This is a genomic window from Aurantiacibacter flavus (genome assembly GCF_039710615.1).
Taxonomy (GTDB): Bacteria; Pseudomonadota; Alphaproteobacteria; order Sphingomonadales; family Sphingomonadaceae; genus Alteraurantiacibacter; species Alteraurantiacibacter flavus.
Map to the genome: position 1 here is coordinate 344,755 of NZ_JBDLBR010000001.1, position 24,156 is coordinate 368,910.

Sequence of the window (24,156 nt, forward strand, 5' to 3'; positions counted from 1 at the left end):
CACTGGCCCAACGCTGGACCTGCGATTCCCGTCTTGAGCTAAGAGAGTACCCCAGCTTTATGCTGGCGGGCAAGCGATTATTGCAACGCAACATCTCTTGCCCGGCCAGCCTGTGCGATCAGAAGCCCCATTCGGCCTGCAACCACACCTTCTGCACATCGTTGCCGAACTGGTCGGCGTTGTAATCGGCGAACTTGGCGAGCAGGTTCACCGCCCCGAGCCGGAAACCGAGCGAGGCATCCCACTCGCTGCCATAGTCGAGATTGCCAAAGGCGCTGTCGAACTGGTGATAGGCCACCTGCGCGCTCACGGCGCCGAGGGCAGGCAGGGTGACGCTTTTCTTCAGCGACACCTGATAGTCGACCACGCCATTGGCCGGGGTGGTCAGGAACAGGTCGGCCCAGCCCTGAAAGGCGTGGGCGGTGGCGAGCGGGGTCTGGAATGCCGCGCGCCCGCCATCGCTCCCCAGCTCCTCGTAGCTGGCCAGCAAGGTGAAGCCGGCCACGGTGCCGCTTGCCTCTGCGAGGATATAGTCGGCCTGATAGTCGACCGGGTTGATGCCGGTGTCGGTCTGGCTGGCATAGGACCCTGTGAGCTTTGCGGAAACGCCGGGGCCGAACGTGTGGTTGTAACTGGCAATAAGGCCGTATGTCTCGCTCGCCATGGCCGCGCGGCTGTCATAGTCGATGACATAGGCGAAGGCTGTGGCATCGAGGCTGGTGGTGTCGATCCCGGCGTTGAGCAGGATCAGATCGCCGTCGAAAAACTCGTTCGGGCTATCCACCCCGAATATCGTGCGTTGTGAGATCGCATAGGTGGCATCGGCGGAAAAGACGCCGCTCTTAAACTGTCCGCGCACGGCATCGAAGGTCTGCTCGTTCTGCCGCCAGCCGACGCTGCCGACGAAGCGCTGATTGCCCAGATTGATCCGCTGACGGCCCACGGTGAGCCCGTTTCCATCCTTCAGGTAGGAGACTTGCAAGCGGTTCAGTTCGAGGTTCTCAGGATCGGCCACGACCGGGTAGGGCTCCACCCCGTTGAAGGCGAGCGTATCGTTATAGCGATCCGACAGCGCCGCCGTGCCCTCTCCCTCGACCAGCGCCTTGAAATCGCCAAGGGCAAGCTCTGCGCCCAGCCGTGCGCGGAAAGTCAGCGCCTCGGCATCGTCGGGCAGGTTGGCCTGATCGACCACTTCGTAACGCAGCCGCGTGGAGAGCTGGAGATCGAGCGTAGCATCCTCGCCGAGCGGGATCGGGTCGCCCACCTTGGCGAAGGCGGGGGCAGCGATCAGCGTTAGGCTGGTAGCGGCAAACAGCTTGGCAATCAGAGGACGGGTAACAAACATGGGGTTCTCCTCCCGAAATTCAGGATCAGGCGAACCCCGTTGCCCGCCACCTGCCGGACCGTGCCGGCGCACCTTGTGCTTTCAGCCAGCAGCGCGTGGCCCCCTTGCCACGCGCCGCTTCTCTTCCCTCGTTCGTCCGGTTGCTCAGGCCGCCTTGGCGCCCGGTCCGTGATCGTATTCGGCGAGGAAGTGCAGCACCTCCTGCCGGTAGTGGTAGAACTTCGGATCATCGAGCAGCGCCTTGCGATCACGCGGGCGCGGCAGATCGACCTTCAGGATTTTGCCGATGGTGGCGTTCGGACCGTTGGTCATCATCACCACCCGGTCGGCGAGCAGGATCGCTTCGTCGACATCGTGCGTGACCATGATCGCGGTCACCTCGGTGCGGTTCCAGGTATCGACCAGCACGTCCTGCAAGTCCCAGCGGGTCAGGCTGTCGAGCATTCCGAATGGTTCGTCGAGCAACAGCAGCCGCGGACTCAAGGCAAAGGCGCGCGCGATGCCGACCCTCTGGCGCATCCCGTTGGACATCTCGGCGGCCATCTTTTCCTTGGCATCGCCAAGGCCGACCCGGTCGAGATAGTAGTCGACGATATCGCGGCGCTCGCCCTTGCCGGCATGGGGATAGACCCGCTCAACCCCAAGCGCGACGTTCTGCCGCGCGGTCAGCCAGGGCATCAGGCTGGGCGCCTGGAACACCACCGCCTTGTCGGGCCCGGCGGCGCTGATCTCGCGATTATCCAGCACAATGCCGCCGCCGCTGATATCGTTGAGTCCAGCCGCCATGGTCAGCACGGTGCTCTTGCCGCAGCCCGAATGCCCGATGAGCGAGATGAATTCGCCCCGGTTCATGATCAGGTTGAAGTTGTCGACCACCTTGAGCGGCCCCTTCGGCGTGGGGTAGATCTTGTCGAGCTTGTAGAATTCCAGATAGCGCTTTTCGACCGCGCTTTGCGCCGCATCGCGATAGGCCTGCGGCGGCTCTTCGGCGCTTGGCTTGACGAGGTCGAGCGGGATCACGTTGGGCAGCGCGACGGCGCTTTCGCCCACGGTGCCGCTTTCGGCATTGAGCTGGCCGAGATAGGAGACGATCTCACGCCGCAGCGCCTGAAAGGCCGGATCGTCGTTCACTGCTTCGCGGTCACGCGGACGCGGCACATCGACGGTCCAGATGTGGCCGATGCGGGCAGAGGGGGCCGGGGTGAGCACGGCCACCCGGTCCGCCAACAGCAGCGCCTCGTCGGCATCGTTGGTGACCAGCACGATGGTGCGCCCCTCTTCCTTGCGGATACGCTCGATTTCGTCCTGCAACTTGGCGCGGGTCAGCGCATCGAGCGCCGAGAGTGGTTCGTCGAGCAGGAGGATTTCGGGCTCCATGGCGAGAGCACGGGCCACGGCCACGCGCTGGCGCATGCCGCCCGAAAGCTGCGCGGGTTTGCGGTCCATGGCATGGCCCAATCCGACCAGTTCGACCTTCTGCTTCACCAGCGCGGCGCGCTCGGCGGCGCTGCGGTCCTTGTGCACCGCGTCCACCGCAAGGGCCACGTTTTGCGCAACGGTCAGCCAGGGAAACAGGCTGTAGGACTGAAACACGACGCCGCGATCCTTGCCGGTGCCGCTGATCGGCGTGCCGTGTTGCAGGATCTGCCCGCCCTCGGGCTCGATCAGCCCGGCGATAGTATTGATAAGCGTGGTCTTGCCCGCGCCGGAGAAGCCGAGGATGGCGATGAACTCGCCTTCCGCCACCTCCAGATCGATGCCGCCGAGAACGTTGGTGACGCTGCCGGTCTTGCCGGCATAGGACTTCGTGACGCCGCTGAGCGAGAGGATTGCGTTGTTCATGATCACACCCCCCTGTTCCGCGAGACGAGGGCTTCGAGCGCCATCATCAGCCGGTCGAGGCCAAAGCCGATGAAGCCGATCACCACCACCGCAAACATGATCCGCGCCAGCGACTGGCTGGAGCCGTTCTGGAACTCGTCCCACACGAACTTGCCGAGGCCGGGGTTCTGGCTGAGCATTTCCGCCGCGATCAGCACCATCCAGCCCACGCCCAGCGAAAGCCGCATGCCGGTGAAGATGTAGGGCAAGCTGGAGGGCAGCACGAGCTTGGTGAGCTTGGCAAACCAGCCGAGCTTGAGCACGCGGCCCACGTTAAGCAGATCCTTGTCGATGCTGGCCGTGCCCACCGCGGTGTTGATCAGGGTCGGCCACAGCGAGCAGAGCATTACCACCAGCGCCGAAATGATGAAGCTCTTGGCCAGCATCGGGTCGGCGCTCGTCACCACGGCGCTGATTACCATGGTCACGATCGGAAGCCAGGCCAGCGGGCTGACCGGCTTCATGATCTGCACGAGCGGATTGATCGCCGCGTTCACCACGGGTGAAAGACCGCAAACCAGCCCGATGGGCACGGCCGCCAGTGTCGCCAGCAAGAACCCGAGCGCCACGGTCTTGAGGCTGGTGACAATCTGGTCGAGGAAGGTGGGTGGGCCGGAATAGGTAAAGTCCGTGACCCCGGCGGCATTGCCTGCCGCTACGGCCGCAGCATTGCGCGTCTCCTGATCGGCGTAGAACTGCGCTTCCAGTTCGTTTGCCGCCTGCCACTCGTCGAACAGCGCCACGCCTTGCTCGGCCACGGCGATCGGGCCGGGCAGGGCGCCGAGCGAGGTCTGCACCGTGGGCGCTAGCGCCGCCCACAGCGCGAGAAAGATCGCAATACCCGCCAGTGGTGCGAGCAGGTTGCGGCTCCATTCCCCAACCTTGGCGATCAGCGGATTGGTGCGCGGCTCGCGCGGGTCCGAAGCGGGATGGGCGGGCTCAGCTGCGCTGGCAGCCGGTGCAGTGCTGGCTTCCGGCTGGTCTGCGGCATTGGGGGCAAAGGCAGTGGCCATTTCGGGAGTTTCCTTCTTGATCTGCTGGCTTGGCGCGGTGCTCACGTGCCGCTCACGCCCGAGGCGGTGACTTGCTGGCCTTCCTTCAGGCCAATCGAGAAGCTGGCGATGTAGGCATTGGGCTTGCGCCCGTCGTAGGTGAGGCCATCGATGAATTCGGCGGTCGGCTCGCGGAAGCCATCGGTCTGCGGCACGGCGTCTGCCGGGATCGCCTGCGCAGCCACCAGCTTGTTGGCGGCGGCTAGGTAGAGGTCGGGGCGGTAGACCTTCTTGGCCGTGTCGACATACCAGCTATCGGGGTGATCTTCGGCAATCTGGCCCCAGCGGCGCATCTGGGTGAGATACCAGATGGCGTCCGAATAATAGGGATAGCCGGCGAAGTCGTTGAAGAAGATGTTGAAGCCGGGCGCGGGTCGGGTATCGCCGGGCTCGAAGGTGAACTGGCCGGTCATGCTGGCGGCCAGCACTGCGGGATCGGCGCCGACATAGTTAGGACGGCTGAGAATCTCGACCGCCTCTTCGCGGTTCGCCCCGTTATCGGCATCGAGCCACTGCTGCGCCTTGATGATCGCACGGATCAGGGCCGCCGTGGTCGCCGGGTAGCTGGCGGCGAAATCCTCGCGCAGGCCGAGCACCTTTTCCGGGTTGTTGTGCCAGATCTGGTCGTCGGTCACGACCGGCACGCCAATGCCGCGCGCCACGGCCTGCTGGTTCCAGGGCTCGCCCACGCAATAGCCATCGATCGTACCCGCTTCCATCGTGGCGGGCATCTGCGGCGGCGGGGTGACCGACAGATTGACGTCCGCCCCCATAGTGCCGCCCACGTCGCCCGGTGTATAGAAACCAGGATTGATGCCGCCTGCCGCCAGCCAGTAGCGCAGCTCGTAATTGTGGGTGGAGACGGGGAAGACCATGCCCATGTTGAAGGGCTTGCCCTGCGCCTGGAAGCTATCCACCACCGGCTTCAGCGCGGCGGCGGAAATCGGATGCCTGGGCTTGCCGCCTTCCATTGGCAGGTCATCCTTGATCATATCCCACACCCGGTTCGAAAGGGTGATGGCATTGCCGTTGAGATCGAGGCTGAGCGGTGCGATTAGCTCGGCCTTGGTGCCATAGCCGAGCGTGGCGGCCAGCGGTTGGCCGGCGAGCATGTGTGCGGCATCGAGCTGCCCGCCGATCACCCCGTCGAGCAGCACCTTCCAGTTGGCCTGCGGTTCCAGCGCAACATTGAGCCCTTCCTCGACGAAGTATCCCTTTTCCAGCGCGATCGCGAGCGGGGCCATATCGGTCAGCTTGATGAAGCCGAGCTTGAGGTTGGGCTTTTCCGGCGGGCCATCGGCGTTGGCGGGCGCCGCGACCGCGCCTTCTTCGCTGCTGCCGCAACCGGTCAGCATCATCGCGGCAGCAAAGCCTGCCAGGGTGCCCATGGCGGTGCGACGGTTCAATTGCCCCTTGGTGATGTCGGTCATGCACTTCGTCTCCAGCCGGACGCGCAACGCAAAAAAGCCGCCACGATTTGACCCCACAGCAGGACCAGATCGGGCGGCGACGTTGCCACGCAATGTTTCGAGTGATCGAGGCCTTCAGTGCGTGCCCAGCCTTGGGCAGCGGCGCTTCGTTCGCTTTCAGGGATAAGCGATTCGGACCTCGTTCGTAAAGCGTATTTTGCAGTGCAGCGAAAAAATCTGCTCAATCCAGCGCGGCGAGATAGCCCGGAATGTCCACCGGATCGAAGGTGCGGCCGTCGAAAAAACGGTTTTCCGACAATGTGATGGAGCCTTGCTGCGCGCCCACTTGCGTGAGCTGGCTTACGCTGCCTTCGACCTTGGAATTGGCACCGGGCAAGTCGTCGCCGGTATCCTTTAGGGCATTGCGGTAAACGTCCGGGCGGAAGACGGCTGCGGCCTGGCGCGATGCTTCTTCTGAATATTCGAGCTGATCCCAGCGCACCATTTGCGAATATAGCCACGCCGCCTGGCTGACCCAGGGGAAGTTGGCCGCCTCGCTGTGTTGGAACATGAAATCATGGAAGGGCACGGGTTCGCCTCCGTGCACGAGCACCGGTCGATCGGATATTGCGCGCAGGATCAGCCGCTCGTCACCGCCGACATAGTGAGGCCTGGCAAGGATCGTTGCATTGGTCTCCCAGTTGGCGGGATCGACGAAGTGGCGCCCTGCGCGGCGCATGGCGCGGATCAGGGCTTCGGTCTCCTCGCGCCGTTCCTCCAGCCGGTCGGCCCGCATGGCGAGCACCTTTTCCACCCCGCGCCGCCAGACCTGCGCTGTCGCCAGCACGATGGTGCCTACGTCGCGCTCCACACACAAGCTGTTCCACGGCTCGCCCACGCAGGCGCCGTCGATCTCGCCACCGGCCATGGCATCGGCCACAAACGGCGGCGCCACGGTGACTATCTCGACCTCCTCATCCGGCCGGATACCGCAGGCCGCGAGCCAATAGCGCAGCTTGTAATTGTGGCTGGAATAGCGATGGACGACCCCAAGCCGCAGCCGCTTGCCCGCCGCCAACGCAGCCTGCACCTCGACTTGCATCGCTTTGCCCACAGCCTGCGGATCGCCAAAGGTGCCGGGCTCGCAGACGCGTGCAGCCAGATCCTTGCGCAATGTAATGCCATTTCCGTTGAGCCCAAGCACGAAGGGAGCGGCCATCGCGCGCGCCGGGCGGCCGACCCCCAGCGTGGTGGCTATAGCCAGCGGCGCCAGCATGTGAGCCGCATCCGAATGGCCATAGAGCAGCCGGTCAAGCACGGTGGCCCAGCTGACATCGCGCAGGAACGTGAGGTTGAGCCCTTCTTCCTCGGCAAAGCCGTGTTCGTGAGCGAGTATCGGCAGGCAGGCATCGACCAGCGGCAGGAAACCGATGACAAGATCGCGCGTGGACATGGTTCAGCTTCCTCCCAGGAGGTCGTGCGCGGTGACGACGGCTTCTGCAATATCGATGATGCGGCGGCTCGAGCTCATCGCCTTGCGGCGCAACTCGGCATAGGCTTCGGGCTCTGTGATCCGTTTGGAGTCCATCAGGATGCGCTTGGCCCGGTCGATAGTCTCGCGCTCGGCCAGCTTGCCCTTGGCCTCGGCGAGGTCGGCCTGGAGCCGGGCAAAGGCGTTGAAGCGCTTGACCGCCAAATCGAGCAAGGGCCGGATACGCCCGGCGGCAAGACCATCGACCACATAAGCAGAAACGCCTGCATCGATGGAGGCGGCGATGGCATCGTCGTCGCTCTCGTCCACGAACATGGCGATGGGCCGGGCGAGTGCCCGGCTGACAGCGAAGTATTCCTCCAGCACATCGCGCGACGGGTTGCCGAGGTCTATGAGCACGATGTCAGGCGCGATCTGCTCGATCTGGGCGAGCAATCCCTCGCGCCCGGAAATCACGTGAATATCGCCTTCGATGCCGGCCAGCCCTTCCTCGATAATCGAGGCGCGTGCGCGGTTTTCGTCGATGATGGCGATCTTCATGCGCGCCATATTGCACCGCACCATGAATTGCTCAAGCGTGTTGGCAGGGTGAAGGGCTTTGTCAGTGCGCTGTGCCAACTGTTGCGACCGCCGGAAGTTGCTCGGCAGCGCAGATCATTGCCTTTGTCGCTTGTGATTCACTGGCGCCATCACTCGATGGCGGTGTGCTCACGGGCATAGTGGATAACGCTACGAAGGATGGCGCGGGCGGTGCACTTGGCGCATACTACGGAACCAAGTCCGCCGCTGGACCGATTGTCGGCTCCACATATGAGCTGGGCGGCACCTCCTACGATAGTGTTCATATCGTCATGGCGCTGGCTCCTTCGGGAGAGGGCTCGCCTGTCATTAGACAAGGCCCGCGCACGTTGGGCTTTCTTTGAGTGATGCCGCATTGGTGACGCAACCAGAGTGCTTCCATCTGGTCTCGCGCTCAGTCGTCGCAAACAGTCGGAACTCCGACTAATCTCGTTTTAGGCAGTGCGGCTCCGAACTTGCTTCACCCTCGAATCGCATCGGGTGCTTTGCGAAACGCCCTCCTCCATGCTCTTTTTCTTCAATCCGCTGCTATCACTGTAGAGTACGACACGGTTTCGTCCCCCGTCTTTTGCAACGTAGAGAGCCTGATCGGCATCTCGGACGAAGTTTGCCCGGTGAAGGTCGGCAGGCCGTCCAATACGGGCTCCGAAGCTGGCTGTGACCTTGATTTTGTCTCCTGAGCCGTCAAGGAGTTCCATACCTGCAATCTCTTCGCGCAAACGTTCCGATATACCGATGGCATTAGCGCTCTCACACCCCATCAAAGTGGCGATGAATTCTTCGCCGCCATACCGCCCGGAAAAGCCCTTCTTCCGGTCGATCGCGGCCTTCAGCAAACCGCCGATCTTTGCCAGGCATTCATCGCCAATCTGATGACCATAGGTGTCATTGAAGGCCTTGAAGTGATCGACATCAATCAGAAGAACAGCCAGAGGTTCGCCTGACGCCGCGGCAGCCTCGAACGCTGCTACAAATCTCTTCTCAAAGCCACGCCGATTAAGAAGGCCTGTCAGCGGATCGAGTTGAGAGAGGTCTTCGAGTTCCTTGTTCGCTGCGAGTAGCTCGATCTGGGCCTGACGGCTCTTGAGAGAGAGAATGAAGTTTTCGTCTCTTTGACGGTCGCTTCGCCGCTTGATCAAGAGGGGGAATATACTGCCCAATAAGATGAAGAACAGTAGGTTGAAAGTGCGAATGCTCGCGATGTCGGCAAAGGCTAAGGGTGCCGCGATAGCCACAAATCCTGCGCCTGCTAGCCAGCAAGTCGGACCAAGGCGGGGAGGAAATAGCACGATCGAAACCGTGAGAACCAAGCATGCCGCCAGGAGATATCTTTCGTAGAAATCGCCCCCTGCCTCCACTCCGATCAGTGACACTGCGCCAGCAAAGGCAACAGTCGGGCCGATAGCTCCAACCAATCGAAGGAGTCTGTGTTTTGAGCCGAGGAGCCAAAAACCTATAATGTATATCGGCAGAACTACGCCGAGCCGCAGTGCAACACCAAAAGGAAAGGCGCTCGTCTGTGCGTCCAGCGCAAGACAGGCGAGGCATATAGCCAGACCATGAGCGTGCAGGAACTTTAGTTCATGCGTTATTCGTGGGGTGTTCAACTCCAACCACAGTCTTTGCAATTCATGGGGCCAGCTGCGGTAAGGCGCATCATCTTCGAGCGCCTTAACTTGCTCCAATCCAGCTTGCAGATCAGTGGTATGGGCGATCGCCATCTGCTAAATCTATGCAAAATAGCTTAATAAATGGTTCAATTGGAGTGGGCTCTTCGAGCCTTCACCCTCATCCGATCGAACCAGCACCGATGGTTCCTCGGGGCGATGTGCATCGCATAATAACGAGCGACGAGGCAAATGGCGGTCCAGAAGTAACTGTATCGTGCCCCGCCCGGCTGCTTTGTCCGTGCAGCTGCATAAATGGGGGATTGCAGGATCGCTACGGTGCCTTCGGTCTTCACCTGATGCCCACGAGATGCTCGATCACCGCATCGAGTAACTGCTCGCGTTCGCGCGCCGTCATCCCGAGGAGCTCGCGCCGGGCATAGCGAACCTCGCGCGATTGGCTGGCGCGATTGGCTGACGGGGCGATCACCTAGGCCAATCTGGTTGACCGCGGCGACCGTCGCAACGCGCTCGGCAAAGCCGATCCACGCCTCGTGGTCGTTCTGGCCCGTGTTCAGCACGCCGGAGCCGCCGATCTTGCGGAACATGCGTCGGTCGCGAATTCTGCTTCGCTTGCGGCTATTGCCGCCGCCGGCGTCGTCTTCCTCTGGCGAGGCCCGTACCAAAACTTCGCCGACTGCCTCACCTGCTCTTTCTGGATCGCCCGCAGAAAAGGGGGGCTTACCGTTGGAAGCAGTGGGTCAGGCAATAGAATGCAGAAAGTCGATCTGCGATCTGACAGAGCAAAAAGGGTAAGTCTGCTCACTTACTTCCATCGCGATAAGAGGCCGTTTGAGAATGGGTTGATGCGGCGGCTCTGGCGTGACGGGAAAGGTGAAAATAGCGGTTGCATAGATATCTCAGTTGACGCACCAGATGAAAAGGGCGGTAAGCTGTTGTTGAATAAAAGCGTAATGCTGTGGGTTTAGTGGTGATTGGGCGGAGTACTATGAGCCTTACAGTCGGCGATTTGTTAGCTAAAGTTCCAGAAGGGCAATCACGGAATTTTGTTGTCGAATCCGAAGGTGAAGTCGAGTACCACTTTCTGGAAGTTGCGTATAACTGGGAATATGGAGGCGGCATTTCGTGGAACAACCGCCCGTCGTTAATGGAGAAGCCTCGGCTGAGTTTTCGCGGGGTTCCAGGGATTGGGCTCGAAAATCTTGTCGAGCCAGACCTGACTTATGACGGCCCCGCGGCTGAATTGGTTGACTTTCACAACAGCGGTTCTGCGGCTTTCATCATCTCGGATCGCCTCCTGGACGTGTTCGAATTCGTCGATCCGGGTTCGATAGAGATAAGGAAAGTGACGATTCAAGCAAAGGATGGGCGGGTGCCATTCAGCATGGTCATGCCGCTCCGCGTGCTTGAAGCAATCGATGCTGGTCGTTGCGAGGTCAACATCGTTGCTAAGCAGTTGGGGCCTCAATGGATTCGCCGGATTAGCTTTCCCAAGGGGGTGGTAATCCGGAAGGATATCGACGCAGCGATACACAACTTTGCTGAGCTCGATATGTCGTTATGGCTGTGGTCGAGGGAGCTTTTTGAAAAGGCTAAATCCGCGGGTGTAAAAGGCGTTGTCTTGCGAACGCCTGGCGTTGCGGCGTCCCGGCAGATCGACCAGATTTGATTAAAAAGACGTTTAAGAGTCCGTTTGAGAATGGTCATGGATGGACAATTCTTCGGAGCATGAGGCTTCCGAGAGCGACATGGATCATGGCCTCCGAGACATCGACCCGCTGCTCGTAATCGCGAACGAGCCGTTTCCAGCGCGTTATCCAACCGAAGGTGCGCTCCACGACCCACCGCCTTGGCAGCACCTTGAGGCCCGGCTCCTTGTCAGAGCGGCGGATGATCTCGAGGACGAAGTCCTGACAGGTCGCGGCGTCCATTAGGCTCAGGACTCGTTGATCACAGCCAGAAGAGCACGGTGGCTGCGAGAGCGAGGGCGGAGAAGAAGGCGGTTGGGCAGCGGTCGTAGCGAGTTGCCACACGGCGCCAGTCTTTGAGGCGTCCGAACATGATCTCGATGCGGTTTCGGCGTTTGTATCGGCGCTTGTCGTATTTGACGGGAAAAGAACGGGATTTCCGGCCCGGAATGCAAGGCGTTATGCCCTTTTGCTCGAGCGCATCCCTGAACCATTCGGCGCCATCTGCTCGTCTGTCAGCCAATACAGGTCGCTCATGCTCAGTCTCCTCGCGGAGCCTGGAGCCGAAGGCGTGCAGAGCACAATCACGTCGCCCTCAGCCAATCAATGGATCCTGAGCCTAGGCAGCAAGGCTTTGCAGAAACTGCAGTGATTGCCTCATAGCTTCTAGCCGAGGCTTGGTGAAAGGCGGCTCCTGCTCCACGAAGTAGTGACCTACGCCTGCGGCCTCTGCTGCGAGCAGCACACTGGCCCAGTCGATGATACCCTGGCCCACTTCTATGGGATTGGGAGCGAGATAGTAGCTTGGTGTGAAGCCCTCTGCCACGTCTTTCACGTGGAGCGAGATTACCCGATCACGCAGCTTGTTCAGTTCTTCGAGCGGGTCAAGTCCGGCCTGCGTGACCCATCCCACATCGAGTTGCACCTTTACTAGGTCAGCATCGGTTTCGCTCATCAGTACGTCCCAGCCCGTGCTTTCACCGACCGGCGCGAATTCGAGGTTGTGGTTGTGGTAGCCCAGTACCAAGCCGCGTTCCTTCACTGCCGCACCCTGAAGGTTTAACATTTCGGCCATGGCCTGCCAGTGCTCGACACCAACCGACGAGAAGGCGCGGTTCATGGCTTCGCCAAAGCCTTCGCCTTCGCGCATGGCAAAGCCTTCCGGCACAACGGGAACGGGAATTACGATCTCGCGAACACCCAGTTCCTCTGCTGCGTCGATGACCGGTGTGGGATCGTCGCCAAGCACGAAAGTTGCGCCCGGCGTTAGGGGAACCGCATGCACGTGCAGGCTTGCGATCGGCATGCCGGCAGCGTCCGCCAGCGCACGGACTTCTGTGGCGCTGCGATCATAGAGGTTGGGCAACTCGACTTCGCCGAAACCCAGTTCTTTAAGTATGGCGAAGGTTTCCCCCAGGTCTTCGCCGGCTTCGGGGCCCAGCGCGTAGGTCTGCAAGCCGATCGGCTTGCCAATGCGTTTGAAGAAGGGAGTAGCCACAGGTTCTGTCGCACCTGCGCAGCCGCTCAGAAATGCGCTCGCTCCCACTGCACCCATGGTGCCGAGCAGTGTTCTGCGATCCATCCTCAACCGATCCAAGATGCCTCTCCTTTCGCCTAATTGTTAGCGCTGTCAATTTTGGTGTGTTATACGCTAGACGTCGTTGCGGGAAGTATCAAAGCGCAACAAAACAATGAAAATGTGGAGGGGAGTTCAATGCTTGACATGACTGCGATCGATCGCAGGGCACTGATTGTGCGTGCATTGGCGCTTGTCGGAGCGGGCGCGGCCGCAAGTGCCTGGCAGACGCTTGAGGCTGCGGCACCGGCAGTGGCGGCGAGCGGAGAAGCGCTTTCCTCTACCGAGCGCACAACCTTGGCAGCAGCAGTTGGACGGATCATCCCTGAGACCGACACACCCGGCGCAATTCAGGTCGGTGTGCCGGAACGGTTCGAGGGCATGCTTGAGACCTGGGCCTCTACAGAAACCAGAGCCGATTTTCGCCGCGTGCTGGCAGACATTGATGGTTTGTCCGGTGATGGCCGCCATTTCGCGGCCCTGCCTGAGCGAGAGCAGCATGATTTGCTGGCGGCACACGACGCCCGGGCGATGCAGCCCGACATTGACCCAGCCTATAGGCGTTTCAAGGACCTTGTGGTCACGCTCTATTTCATGTCGCAGAAGGCGCTCTCTTCGGAGCTCCCCTACACACATGTTCCAGGCCGGTGGGAGCCTTCCGTCCCCGTCACATCAGACACGCGCGCACAGGCGCAACTGAGCTATTTCTTCTAATTCGGGGTGGCAGAGACAATGTTTGACGTAATCGTCATCGGCTCGGGCATGAGCGGCGGGATCGCCGCCAAGGAATTGACCGAGCGCGGCCTGAAAACGCTGGTGCTGGAACGCGGAAATGAGGTGGTCCACCGCCGCGACTATAACGACTTCGTGCAGCCATGGGACTTTCCCAATGCCGGCCAGATCAACGAAGAGGAAAAGGCCCGCGACTACGCCGTGCAGCGTGAATGTTATGCGGTGAACAGCCTTACCAAGGACTTCTTCGTCAAGGATTCTGATCACCCTTATACCACGCCGGAAGGGAAGGATTTCAGCTGGATCCGCGGCTACCACACCGGCGGTCGTTCAATCATGTGGGGGCGTCAGACCTACCGCCTGTCTCCCATGGATTTCGAAGCCAATGCCCGCGACGGTCACGGCGTGGACTGGCCGATCCGCTATGAAGACCTTGCGCCATGGTATTCGCATATCGAGGACTTCATCGGCGTGTCCGGCTCTATCGAGGGGCTGGAGCAGTTGCCCGATGGTGAGTTCTTGCCACCATGGGCGCTGAACGATGCCGAGCTGATGTTTAAGGCCGCGGTGGAAAGCACCTTTGGCGACGGGCGTAAGGTGATCCCGGCGCGCGTTGCGCACCTTACCGAAGCGCGCGAAAAGGATCGCGCGTTGGGCCGCACGCAATGCCAGGCGCGGACCATTTGCGAGCGAGGTTGCAGCTTCGGCGCGATGCATTCCAGCCTCACCACATCGCTGCCTGCTGCACAGGCGACAGGCAACCTCACCATCGTTCATGATGCCATCGTGGACTCAATAGAATACGACCCGGTGACGGACCGGGTTACTGGCGTGAAAGTTATCGACCGCAACACCAAAGCGCGCACGACCTATGAGGCGAAGGTGATCTTCAGCTGCGCTTCCACCATTGGAACGGCGTCAATCCTGCTCAACTCCATGTCAGAAGTCTTCCCCACGGGGTTGGCCAATTCGTCCGACCAGGTGGGCCGGAACATCATGGATCACCTCTATTCGCTGAACACCGTCGGTCTGCTCCCCCATGCCCCGGATACCTATTACTTTGGGCGGCGTCCGGGGGGGCTTTATATTCCCCGCTTCCGGAATCTCCCGGGGCAGGAAAGCGAGGAGTTTATTCGCGGCTATGGCTACCAAGGGCAGGCGAGACGCGGGGGCGGCATCGAGGAGGCAACCGGACAGATCGGCATCGGGGCAGAGCTGAAAGGCAAGCCCGCTCAGATTGGCCCATGGAGCATAAGTCTTGTCGGGTTTGGCGAAGTGCTACCGCGCGAAAGCAACCGGGTTACGCTGAGTCCGAACGAGAGCGACCAATGGGGAATTCCGCTGCCGCATATCGACTGTGAATTCGGTGACAACGAGTACAACATGATCGACCGCATCATGGACGATGCCAAGGCTATGATCGAGGCAGCGGGCGGCGTGGTTACATATCAGGACCGCGTGCCGGGTAAGTTCGGGCTGGGTATCCACGAAATGGGCACGGCCCGCATGGGCCGTAATCCGGGCACTTCGGTGCTGAACAAGTGGAACCAGGCGCACGATGTACCCAACCTGTTCATCACCGATGGCTCAGCCATGACATCGAGCGGGTGCCAGAACCCGTCACTGACTTATATGGCACTCAGCGCGCGGGCAGCCAATACGGCGGCTGGCATGCTGGCCGAAGGCGTGTTGTAGGCGTCGGCAAAAAGAGTGGAGAACGCCGTGACACGCAGGTTGAGAATGGCAATGATCGGTGGCGGACCTGGTGCGTTCATTGGGCCCGTGCATCGCCTTGCCGCCGAGCTGGATCGCGAAATCGAACTGGTGGCGGGGGTTTTTTCCTCCGACGCCAGGCGCAGCAAGGCGGCAGCAGATGTCTACCTTATCGACCCTGAGCGCGCTTACGGTTCGCTGGACGAGATGTTTACTGCGGAAAAGGCGCGGGGCGACGGCATCGACTTCGTTTCAATCGTCACCCCCAATCACAACCATCTGCTATCGGCCAAGGCCGCTTTGGCGGCGGGACTTCCGGTCATTTGCGACAAACCCGTGACTGCCAGCCTTTCCGAGGCGCGTGAACTTGCTGGCGTGCTTGCTGACACTGGGCTGACTTTCTGCCTGACGCACACATACACCGGATATCCGCTGGTGCGCGAGATGAAGGCGCGTATCGCGGCGGGCGAACTGGGCGAAATTCGCAAGGTGGTCGTCGAATATCCGCAAGGCTGGCTGTCGCACCCCGCCGAGGGGAAGCAGGCTGAATGGCGGGTGGACCCCTCGCGCGCCGGGGCTGGGGGCTGCATCGGCGATATCGGCACGCACGCCTTTAGCCTTGCCGAATTTGCCACCGGGTTGAAGATCACACGCCTGCTGGCAGATCTCGGCGCGGTGGTGCCGGGGCGCAAGCTGGACGATGACGTGTCGGTGCTGCTGCGGTTCGAGAACGGTGCGCGCGGCGTGCTGCTGGCCAGCCAGATCGAATTGGGCGAACTGAACGGCCTGCGCATCCGCGTCTATGGCGACAAGGCAGGCATCCGCTGGCGGCAGGAATATCCCAATCAGCTCGAACTGCTGCACGGCGATGGGCGGCAGGAAATTATCAATGCGGGCACGGATGTCCTGGGACCATGGGCCGCCAGCCGTTCGCGCACGCCGGGCGGACATCCCGAAGGCTATCTGGAAGCCTTCGCCAACATTTATCGCGATTTCGCGGCCCTGCTGCGCGGTGACCATGCGCCGCTGCTTCCCGGTATCGAGGACGGTCTGCGCGGCATGGCCTTCATCGAAACCGCAGTGAGTGCCAGCGCGCAAAAGGCTGGCTGGGTCGACTTGGAGGTTTGACAGACATGAAGACGATCAAGGGACCCGCCATTTTCCTCGCCCAATTTGCCGGCGACGAGGCACCGTTCAACTCGCTCGATTCCATCTGCCAATGGGTCGCCGGGTTCGGCTACAAAGGCGTGCAGATTCCCAGCTGGGACGGGCGGCTGTTTGATCTCGATAAGGCTGCCGAGAGTCAGGACTACTGTGACGAAGTGAGAGGTACAGTTGCTGCGCATGGCATCGAGATCACCGAGCTTTCCACGCACCTGCAAGGCCAGTTGGTGGCGGTTCATCCGGCCTATGATGTGATGTTCGATGGCTTTGCTGCGGAGCATGTGCGCGGCAATCCCACGGCGCGGCAGGCATGGGCGACCGAGCAAGTGAAGAAGGCTGCCACTGCGAGCCGCCGCCTCGGCCTCGATCGCCATGCAACCTTTTCGGGCGCACTGGCATGGCCCTACGTCTACCCTTGGCCGCAGCGTCCAGCAGGGATGGTGGAAGATGCCTTTGACGAGCTAGCTCGCCGCTGGCGCCCAATCCTCGATCATTTTGAAGAGGAAGGCGTCGATGCCGCCTACGAAATCCATCCGGGCGAAGACCTGCATGATGGCGTGAGCTTCGAGATGTTTCTGGAACGGTTGGATAACCACCCCCGCGCCAACATCCTCTATGATCCCAGTCATTTCGTGCTGCAGGCGCTCGATTATCTCGACTACATCGACATCTACAAGGAACGTATCAAGTGCTTCCACGTGAAGGATGCCGAGTTTAATCCGACGGGGCGGCAGGGCGTCTATGGCGGCTACCAGAATTGGGTGGACCGGGCTGGGCGGTTCCGCTCGCTGGGCGACGGGCAAGTCGATTTCCGCGCGATCTTCTCCAAGATGGCGGCCAACGATTTCGATGGTTGGGCGGTTCTGGAATGGGAATGCTGCCTGAAACATCCGGAACAGGGAGCTGCCGAAGGCGCACCTTTTATCAGCGATCACATAATCCGCGTGACCGAGCGCGCCTTTGATGACTTTGCCGCGGGAGGGGCCGACCGGGAGCTGAATCGGCGGATCATGGGCATCGACTAATCCTGGTCAAGAAAACCCACATACGAAAACGGGACGCAGTTGCGTCCCGTTTTTTTGAAGCGATGGCAGGGCGATCAGGCGCGGTTGCGGCGGCTGCGCTCGAACGCCCATAGGGCACCGAAGATCACGAACAGGATCACCGGCACCACGGCAATCGCTTTAAAGCTTTGTTCCGCAGCATATGCCAAAGCCTCGTGCAGTTCGGGACCACCCTGTTGCAGTGCGGCGAAGGCTGCCTCCCCACCGGCGGCTTCCAGCTTGGCGCGATCATAGATCGCTCCGATCTGCGGCAGTACGAAGTACATCGCCAGCGCCCCGGCAAAGCCGACAAGGCCGATGCCCCATGCGCCGGTTTCCGGATAGCGGCGGTTGGCCGCGGCGAGCATGGTCGGCCACATGAAGCACACGCCGAAGGCCCATGCCGTGGCTGCGACCAGCGCCGTTGCGGGCGAGTTGGCGATGCTGAGCAGGTAAAGGCCGATGGCGGCGGGAATGGTGCACATCAGCAACATTCCGATATCGGAGAAGCGGCGTTCTAGCGGGCCGGCAAAGTGGCGCATCACAAACATGATCGCCGAGACATAGACGAGCACGAGGATACCCGGCATGCCTACGGTTTCGGTCAGCGCCACGTCGACCCAGCTGCCAGGAGCAAGCTCCGCAGAAGTTGTGAGGAACATGATCGCGGGAAAGATCCAGAAGCCCGGACGCCTGAACGGAGCGAGCATCATTTCGCCGAAGGACACCCCCTGCGCGGTGCTTTCCGTAACCGGGAATTCCTGCGTCAGAGCCCACGCCCCGCAGACCACGGCCGGCACCATGATCATGCCGACCATGAACTGCCAGCTGACGGCGTCGGTTTCATAGAGGAAGACCGAGGATAGGCCGCCCACGATAATCCCGGCAGGCCACCAGGCGTGCAGGATGTTGAGGCGTCCGGTCTTGTCTTCCGGGTAGATCGCGGCGGTCACGGGGTTCACGGTTGCTTCCATCGTGCCCCAGGCAAGGCCGCAACCGACCATGCCGAGGTTGAGGATAAGGTAAGTGGTTGCACCGTCACCGCTGCCAAGGGCGGGGGAGAGGATGATTAGCAGCGGGCCGACGATGAAGCAGAGCGAGGAGAAGATGACGGTCTTTTTCGCCCCCAGCACGTCCAGCAGCGGGCTGATTACCAGCAGGCTGAGCGCGAAGCCGAGGAAGGCATAGCCCAGCGATGCGGCAATCATCTCACCTGAAGAAAGCGGCATGTAGGGGTCTAGCAGCGCTTCCTTGATCGCGCCGGAAACGCCGGTGCGGATAGAGAAGCTGAGCGCTGCGGTGAACAGCAGCAGCACACAAATCCAGAAAATTGCGCGGGCATTGGCCGGCACGGTTGATTGTTGGTCCACTGAATTGTCCTCCACTGCCCATGGGCTCGGCTTGTCTTCCCGATCCCCGGGGGAAACCTGTTGAAGTGCCGCTTGTGCCGCGTAACCGTAATTTGCGGAACTGGCGTCCAGAGGGCTTGGTGGGAGCTTCAATGCCACGCCTGCTCCATAACCTGGATTGCTCACTTGCCGCGTGTCAGGAAGGTATCCTGGCTTGCAAGTGCTGCCATCTACAAAGGCCCGCCCCTTTTTGGGGGGCGGGCCAGTGAGGAGCTACCTAGAACTCAATGCCGGCGCGGACACCGAAGGTCCGAGGGTCGGCGAATGCTGCCGTTCCGTCGAAACCTGCGTTGCCGTAGCCAGCGCTCGTCAGGACGATTTCATCTTCGATGTTGTCGATGAAAGCAGCCAGGTGCCATGAGCCGCTCGGAGCATTGTAGCGGATCGAAGCGTCAGTCCTGGTATAGCTCGGCTGGCGATAGTCGATGAGGTTGCCGATATCGGTCAGCGCGTAGCTTGAGCTGAAACGCGTACCTGCATCGAACACCAGGCTACCGCCATTGCCTAGTTCGAGGGCGTAGTTGATGCCCAGGTTACCAGTCCATTCGGGGCTGCGCGCCAGAGGGCGGCCAGAGAAGTCCAGCGTGATCGTGTCGGAGCCCGCAACGCGGCTCGGTGAATAGTTGCTATAGCGTGCATCGAGGTAATTGATTCCGAACCGGAGCAGCAGGCCATCAGCAGCGTCCAAGGTGCCTTCAATTTCGATACCGTCGATCTTGGCGCCTGCTGCGTTGGTAGTCAGTTGGCAGTTGCCGCAGCCGCCGAAGTCGCCAATCTGCGACAGCTGCAGGCCGCTGTAATCATAATGGAAGCCGGTCACGTTTAGCTGCAGCGCGTCGAAGCGGAACTTGGCACCTGCTTCATATGCGGTAATCGTTTCCGGCTGATAGAATAGCTCGTCTTCAGTATAGACGCACTGCGGCGGTGCATTCGGGCCGGTGAGGCAGCCGTCGTTGAAGCCACCTGCCTTGTAGCCGCTGGAAACCGAGGCAAAGAGCAGACCAACGGGGCTGTCGTAATCGATGCCGAAACGCCAGGTTACCTTGTCAAAGGTGCGGGCAGCATCATTGACTTGCAACACCACGCGGTTGCCTGGAATCATCGCTGCCGGATCGGTGTCGAACACGGTCGCGCCGACGCGCGACTTTTCATCGTTAGAATAGCGCACGCCAGCGGTGAAGCGCAGGTCAGGCATTACCTCATAGGTGGCCTGGCCGAACGCCGACTGGTTGATCGCGATGGTCGGGTCCTGCGGGAAGCCGAACTGGGTCGCAATAGGCGGGAAGCCAAGCGACTGCGGGTCAAGGATGAAGAAGGCGATGCCGGACTTTTCCTTGAAGTAGTAGGCGCCAACCTGAGCGGAAAGTGGACCTTCCCCACCGAAGGCAAGGCGTGCCTCGTGCGAAGTCTGCCAGTAATCGCCCGCAAAAGTGGCGCGGTTCATGCCACCGATGATTGTCGAACGGGTGTCACGGGTGCTCTCCCGGTAAGAACCTAGATAGGTGAAGGTCGCCGGACCGAAATTCCAGTTCAGCTCGGCGGAGAGCCCAAGCTCGGTGTTGTGATTATAAGGATCCCACTGCTGCACAGTGCTAGTCTTCCGCTGTTCGTCGGAATCGCTGTCAACATAGACAGGCTTGTTGGGTAGCGTGGCGTTGCCAGCTGGATCGACAGGAGCTGCACCGGTGAAAAAATTGCTGGTCGGCACGGTATTGATGCGCGATCCTTTCAGGTCGGCGTAGTCGCCGATGACCAGCAGGCTTAACTCCGAGGTCGGTTCCCACAGAGCAGACAGTCGGCCTGCCACGTTTTCCTTGTAAGGATCGTAATCGAAACCGTCGCCAGAGAAGTTGCGAACATAGCTGTCGCGACGATCGATGTTGCCCGCCATGCGGAAAGCCAAGGTTTCGCTTGCCGGCACGTTGATGACGGCGGTGGCGAACACGTCGTTGTAGTTGCCGTATTCAAAGTTGAGCGAACCGCCCAACTCAAAGCGCGGGCGGGCGGTGATCAGGTTCACCACACCGGCGGTAGAGTTGCGGCCGTAGAGTGTTCCTTGTGGACCGCGCAGTACTTCGACACGTTCGATGTCGAAAAAGCTGACTTCCTGCGCCTGCGGACGGGCTATGTACACACCGTTTACGTTGAATGCCGCCGAGGGGTCACCTTTTTCGGTGCCGTCGGTCGAGGTTACGCCGCGGATGGTGATCTGCAGGCCATTGCCGCGCACGATGGAGAGGTTGGGAACCAGCTCGTCCAGTTGGGTGGGGTTGGTAATGCCGGCGTTGGCCAAGCCATCGCCGCTCACGGCCGTCAGCGCGATCGGGGTTCGCGATGCCAGTGATTCAATCCGATTTGCAGTCACCACGATGTCGCGGTCGTTGATTTCGGGCTGCTCGTCGGTATTTCCCTGCGCAATCGCAGCCGAAGACTGGAAGGCGAGCACAGCCGCTGCACTCGCCAAAAAGGCGTATTTCATAAATCCCTCCCGTAGCTCCGGCATTCTTTGACTTGCGCCGGTTCTTAAACTGGTCACAGCTTGAGGGTTATAGTCAGCGCTGTCAAGACAGCGCTGACAAAAGGGTGCTGAAGGGACTTTGCGAAGCGTGCTACTCATCCTAGAGTGGCGAGCATGCCACATGTAAACCAAGCCCGCGCGACCATGGCCGACGTTGCCCGCCTAGCTAACGTGTCCGAAAAAAGCGTTTCGCGGGTCGTCAATCAGGAATCCCATGTTTCGGCAAAGCTCAGGGAAAAGGTTGAGGCTGCGATCGCCGAGTTGGGCTATGTGCCAGACCTTGCCGCCCGTTCTCTGGCTGGCTCGCGTTCCTTCACGGTGAGTCTGCTCTTCGATACGCGTGGTCCTAACTACGCGATCAAGTTGATTGAGGGCGCCTATGAGGCCTGCAAGCGACACGGGTATCATCTGCGGATCGAGAACCTCGATTCGTTCGCGGGCGAAGATGGGTGGCTGGATCGGCTTGGCGAAATCCTAAGCCACAGTCGGCTGGATGGTTTGATTGTGACGCCGCCTTTCTCGGACAGCGCCGTTATTATGGATTACTTGGAAGACAGGCAGATTCGTTTTGCCCGGATTGCCCCATTCAAGGAGCGCGGTCGCGGATCATGCGTGTTCATGGACGATGCCGCCGCTGCTGCCCAGGTTGCCGATTTTCTGGTGGCCAATGGGCATCGCAAGATTGGGCTGGTTAACGGCGCGCTGAAGCACGGAGCGGCTATCGCCCGTCGAGAAGGCTTCCTGAATCGGATTGCGCAGATCGCCCCGGAAGCTGAAATCTCGGAAGCAGATGGAGACTTCCTGTTTGAAAGCGGAATTCGGGCCGGAAGGGCATTGCTGGATACGAGCAATGCGCCGACCGCAATATTCGCTGCCAACGATGATTCAGCTGCCGGGGTGATGACTGCATGTGCCCAGCTTGGCATTCGTGTGCCGGATGATGTTTCTATTTGCGGGTTCGACGATAGCTGGTCGGCCACGGCTGTATGGCCCTATCTAACAACGATTTACCAGCCAATTTCGGAGCTTGCGCATGAAGCCACAGAGCTCCTGATTGCAGGGAATGGCGCTGCTGTGATGAATGACCAGGTCCTGCTTGCCCACCGTTTGATCGAACGAGCTTCGGTGAAAAACTTGGCGCGATAAAATCTCGGCCACGGCCCGGGCGATATGAGGAGAGCAAATGTGTTGAAACAGGCGATCGGAGTTCTTGGGGTGATTGCGGCGGGATTTGCGGCCCCCGTTGCGGCGCAAGTTGTCTCGCTGGATGTTGGGCAGGTTGAAGGTGAAACCGTTAACGGCATCTCCTCGTGGAAAGGCATTCCCTTCGCGCAACCCCCAGTGGGCGACCTGCGCTGGCGTGCGCCGCAGCCTGTGGTGGCATGGAAGGGCGTTCGCCAGGCCACAGACTATGCCAATGACTGCATGCAGATACCCTTCGCTGCCGATGCCGCCCCACTCGGTACGCCTCCGGCGGAAGATTGCCTGTATCTCAATGTGTGGCGCCCGGAAGGCACCACAGCGGAAGATCGCCTTCCGGTGATGTTCTGGATTTATGGCGGTGGCTTCGTGAACGGCGGTTCTTCACCTGACGTCTATGACGGATCGGAACTGGCGCGGCAGGGCGTGGTGCTGGTTAGCTTCAACTATCGTCTTGGTCGCTTTGGCTTCTTCGCTCATCCGTCTTTGACCGAGGCGAACGAGGACAACGGCCTGCTCGGTAACTATGGCTACATGGACCAGATTGCCGCGCTGCGCTGGGTGCAACGTAACGTTGCGGCGTTTGGTGGCGATCCCAACAATGTCACCATCTTTGGCGAAAGCGCTGGCGGCGGCTCGGTTAATATGATGATGAGCAGCCCCATGGCGCGCGGCCTGTTCGACAAAGCCATCGTGATGTCAGGCGGCGGTCGTTCGGGACTGCGCTCCACCACGCCGGTGCATTCCAACGATGGACCCGATGGGGAAGAAGCCGGCCTCGGCTTTGCCGAATGGGCAGGCGTCGAGGGAGAAGGCGCAGAGGCTCTGATCGCGCTTCGAGCACTTCCTGCAGACGTGCTGACCACTGGTGTTGGTCTCGGGCAAGAAAGCGTTGCTCCGTACTCCGGCCCTCTGCTGGATGGTATGGTGGTGCTCGATCCCATCGACCAGGTCTATGCCCAGGGCAACGCTGCTCCGGTGCCCTTCATGGCAGGCGCAAACACGGCTGATATTGGCTTCGGCCCACCTGCCCAAAGCGACATCTTCGCGGAGCATTTCGGCGCGCTGGCCGATCAGGCGCGCGAGGCTTACAGCGACATTGTAGACCTGCCTCCAGCCATGCAGCAGTCCGCCATCTACGGTGACGAGATGATGATCGAACCGGCGCGCTACATGGTGCAATCGATGACCCGAGCGGGCCAGCCTGCCTGGCATTACCGCGCCGGCTACGTGCCTCAGGTGATGCGTAAAGAATGGCCGGGCCTGCCGCACGCGACCGAAATCCCGTTCTTCTTCCGCACCATCGATGCGCGCTATCCGGGACAGACCACGCCGCAGGACCATGCCGTCTCGGCAGCGATGAGCGCCGCCTTTGTTAATTTCGCCAAGACCGGCGATCCCAACGGTCCGGGTGCCCCTGAATGGCCGGTGTATGACGACGCGCTCCGACCGGTGATGTTGTTCGGCATGGATGGCAATCATGGCGGTGAGGACCCATGGCGCGCTCGACTCGACGTTGCTGAAGCTTTGGCCCAACGGCAGGGTAAGTAACCCTGCTAGTGAGTTTGCTGCCCACCCATATTCAAAGTGTGTGCAGCGGCTCGGCAAGCCGCCGATCAATGAATACAAATAGATAGTCTGATTTTCGGAAAACTGACTTGCCATGGGGATTGCCAAGGTTGGGGCAATGTAGGGCTGCAAGAACTCGGCCGTGTGGGTGGCCCTCC

21 protein-coding genes and 1 pseudogene are annotated in these 24,156 nt (G+C 60.6%); 9 read left to right on the forward strand and 13 right to left on the reverse strand.

Annotation, left to right across the window (positions count from 1 at the left end; translation table 11 throughout):
- Nucleotides 1-118: 118 nt before the first annotated feature.
- From ABDJ38_RS01545 to ABDJ38_RS01570, 6 genes are all read right to left on the reverse strand, one after another.
- Nucleotides 119-1,345, reverse strand: coding sequence for an alginate export family protein (locus ABDJ38_RS01545; RefSeq protein WP_346783318.1), 1,227 nt, complete (start codon nucleotides 1,343-1,345; stop codon nucleotides 119-121).
- Nucleotides 1,346-1,489: 144 nt separating this feature from the next.
- Nucleotides 1,490-3,187 (reverse strand): ABC transporter ATP-binding protein, encoded by a 1,698-nt coding sequence (locus ABDJ38_RS01550; protein WP_346783319.1) that lies wholly within the window; start codon nucleotides 3,185-3,187, stop codon nucleotides 1,490-1,492.
- Between the two features lie 2 nt (nucleotides 3,188-3,189).
- Entirely contained in the window at nucleotides 3,190-4,284 is a 1,095-nt protein-coding gene (locus ABDJ38_RS01555; RefSeq protein ID WP_346783320.1) for an ABC transporter permease, read from the reverse strand.
- Nucleotides 4,281-5,708 carry a CmpA/NrtA family ABC transporter substrate-binding protein gene (locus ABDJ38_RS01560; RefSeq protein WP_346783321.1) on the reverse strand — a complete coding sequence of 476 codons (1,428 nt, stop codon included), beginning with the start codon at nucleotides 5,706-5,708 and terminating at the stop codon, nucleotides 4,281-4,283. Before ABDJ38_RS01560 ends, ABDJ38_RS01555 begins: the two co-directional genes overlap by 4 nt.
- 220 nt (nucleotides 5,709-5,928) lie before the next feature.
- The gene (locus ABDJ38_RS01565) at nucleotides 5,929-7,140 is read right to left on the reverse strand and encodes an ABC transporter substrate-binding protein (RefSeq protein ID WP_346783322.1); all 1,212 of its coding nucleotides are present in this window, start codon (nucleotides 7,138-7,140) and stop codon (nucleotides 5,929-5,931) included.
- A 3-nt stretch (nucleotides 7,141-7,143) separates the two neighbouring features.
- Nucleotides 7,144-7,719 carry an ANTAR domain-containing response regulator gene (locus ABDJ38_RS01570; RefSeq protein ID WP_346783323.1) on the reverse strand — a complete coding sequence of 192 codons (576 nt, stop codon included), beginning with the start codon at nucleotides 7,717-7,719 and terminating at the stop codon, nucleotides 7,144-7,146.
- A gap of 179 nt (nucleotides 7,720-7,898) precedes the next feature.
- On the opposite strand from ABDJ38_RS01570, the gene ABDJ38_RS01575 reads away from it, so the two are divergent.
- Nucleotides 7,899-8,102: a hypothetical protein gene (locus tag ABDJ38_RS01575; RefSeq protein WP_346783324.1), complete on the forward strand. Its 204-nt coding sequence runs from the start codon at nucleotides 7,899-7,901 to the stop codon at nucleotides 8,100-8,102.
- A gap of 90 nt (nucleotides 8,103-8,192) precedes the next feature.
- Here ABDJ38_RS01575 and ABDJ38_RS01580 read toward each other — a convergent pair whose 3' ends face one another.
- Both ABDJ38_RS01580 and ABDJ38_RS01585 read right to left on the reverse strand, forming a co-directional pair.
- On the reverse strand, nucleotides 8,193-9,479 hold the full coding sequence (locus ABDJ38_RS01580; RefSeq protein WP_346783325.1) for a GGDEF domain-containing protein: 1,287 nt from the start codon (nucleotides 9,477-9,479) through the stop codon (nucleotides 8,193-8,195).
- Between the two features lie 238 nt (nucleotides 9,480-9,717).
- Nucleotides 9,718-9,855: a hypothetical protein gene (locus ABDJ38_RS01585; RefSeq protein WP_346783326.1), complete on the reverse strand. Its 138-nt coding sequence runs from the start codon at nucleotides 9,853-9,855 to the stop codon at nucleotides 9,718-9,720.
- 64 nt (nucleotides 9,856-9,919) lie between these two features.
- Here ABDJ38_RS01585 and ABDJ38_RS01590 point away from each other — a divergent pair, with 64 nt between their 5' ends.
- Together ABDJ38_RS01590 and ABDJ38_RS01595 are read left to right on the forward strand one after the other, a co-directional pair.
- Nucleotides 9,920-10,354, forward strand: coding sequence for a hypothetical protein (locus tag ABDJ38_RS01590; protein ID WP_346783327.1), 435 nt, complete (start codon nucleotides 9,920-9,922; stop codon nucleotides 10,352-10,354).
- Between the two features lie 20 nt (nucleotides 10,355-10,374).
- Nucleotides 10,375-11,055, forward strand: a complete 681-nt coding sequence (locus ABDJ38_RS01595; RefSeq protein WP_346783328.1) for an imm11 family protein — start codon at nucleotides 10,375-10,377, stop codon at nucleotides 11,053-11,055.
- 34 nt (nucleotides 11,056-11,089) lie between these two features.
- On the opposite strand, the pseudogene ABDJ38_RS01600 reads toward ABDJ38_RS01595, so the two are convergent.
- The 3 genes and pseudogenes from ABDJ38_RS01600 to ABDJ38_RS01610 all read right to left on the reverse strand — a co-directional run.
- A pseudogene (locus ABDJ38_RS01600) lies at nucleotides 11,090-11,326 on the reverse strand (transposase); the annotation flags it as partial.
- A gap of 10 nt (nucleotides 11,327-11,336) precedes the next feature.
- Nucleotides 11,337-11,651, reverse strand: a complete 315-nt coding sequence (locus ABDJ38_RS01605) for a transposase (RefSeq protein ID WP_429771078.1) — start codon at nucleotides 11,649-11,651, stop codon at nucleotides 11,337-11,339.
- A 42-nt stretch (nucleotides 11,652-11,693) separates the two neighbouring features.
- On the reverse strand, nucleotides 11,694-12,656 hold the full coding sequence (locus ABDJ38_RS01610; RefSeq protein ID WP_346783329.1) for a sugar phosphate isomerase/epimerase family protein: 963 nt from the start codon (nucleotides 12,654-12,656) through the stop codon (nucleotides 11,694-11,696).
- Nucleotides 12,657-12,788: 132 nt separating this feature from the next.
- Here ABDJ38_RS01610 and ABDJ38_RS01615 point away from each other — a divergent pair, with 132 nt between their 5' ends.
- From ABDJ38_RS01615 to ABDJ38_RS01630, 4 genes are read left to right on the forward strand one after another with little or no spacing between them, the layout of a single operon-like run.
- Nucleotides 12,789-13,364: a gluconate 2-dehydrogenase subunit 3 family protein gene (locus ABDJ38_RS01615; protein ID WP_346783331.1), complete on the forward strand. Its 576-nt coding sequence runs from the start codon at nucleotides 12,789-12,791 to the stop codon at nucleotides 13,362-13,364.
- A gap of 18 nt (nucleotides 13,365-13,382) precedes the next feature.
- Nucleotides 13,383-15,077: a GMC oxidoreductase gene (locus ABDJ38_RS01620; protein ID WP_346783332.1), complete on the forward strand. Its 1,695-nt coding sequence runs from the start codon at nucleotides 13,383-13,385 to the stop codon at nucleotides 15,075-15,077.
- 45 nt (nucleotides 15,078-15,122) lie between these two features.
- Nucleotides 15,123-16,223 carry a Gfo/Idh/MocA family protein gene (locus ABDJ38_RS01625; protein ID WP_346783333.1) on the forward strand — a complete coding sequence of 367 codons (1,101 nt, stop codon included), beginning with the start codon at nucleotides 15,123-15,125 and terminating at the stop codon, nucleotides 16,221-16,223.
- 5 nt (nucleotides 16,224-16,228) lie between these two features.
- On the forward strand, nucleotides 16,229-17,284 hold the full coding sequence (locus ABDJ38_RS01630) for a sugar phosphate isomerase/epimerase family protein (RefSeq protein WP_346783334.1): 1,056 nt from the start codon (nucleotides 16,229-16,231) through the stop codon (nucleotides 17,282-17,284).
- A 74-nt stretch (nucleotides 17,285-17,358) separates the two neighbouring features.
- Here ABDJ38_RS01630 and ABDJ38_RS01635 read toward each other — a convergent pair whose 3' ends face one another.
- Nucleotides 17,359-18,672, reverse strand: a complete 1,314-nt coding sequence (locus ABDJ38_RS01635; RefSeq protein WP_346783335.1) for an MFS transporter — start codon at nucleotides 18,670-18,672, stop codon at nucleotides 17,359-17,361.
- 256 nt (nucleotides 18,673-18,928) lie between these two features.
- The gene (locus ABDJ38_RS01640; RefSeq protein ID WP_346783336.1) at nucleotides 18,929-21,190 is read right to left on the reverse strand and encodes a TonB-dependent receptor; all 2,262 of its coding nucleotides are present in this window, start codon (nucleotides 21,188-21,190) and stop codon (nucleotides 18,929-18,931) included.
- 183 nt (nucleotides 21,191-21,373) lie between these two features.
- Between ABDJ38_RS01640 and ABDJ38_RS01645 the strand changes: the two genes are divergently transcribed.
- Both ABDJ38_RS01645 and ABDJ38_RS01650 read left to right on the forward strand, forming a co-directional pair.
- A complete protein-coding gene (locus ABDJ38_RS01645) occupies nucleotides 21,374-22,375 on the forward strand; it encodes a LacI family DNA-binding transcriptional regulator (RefSeq protein WP_346783337.1) in 1,002 nt (333 codons plus the stop codon).
- A gap of 42 nt (nucleotides 22,376-22,417) precedes the next feature.
- On the forward strand, nucleotides 22,418-23,980 hold the full coding sequence (locus ABDJ38_RS01650; RefSeq protein WP_346783338.1) for a carboxylesterase/lipase family protein: 1,563 nt from the start codon (nucleotides 22,418-22,420) through the stop codon (nucleotides 23,978-23,980).
- Nucleotides 23,981-24,156 lie beyond the last annotated feature (176 nt).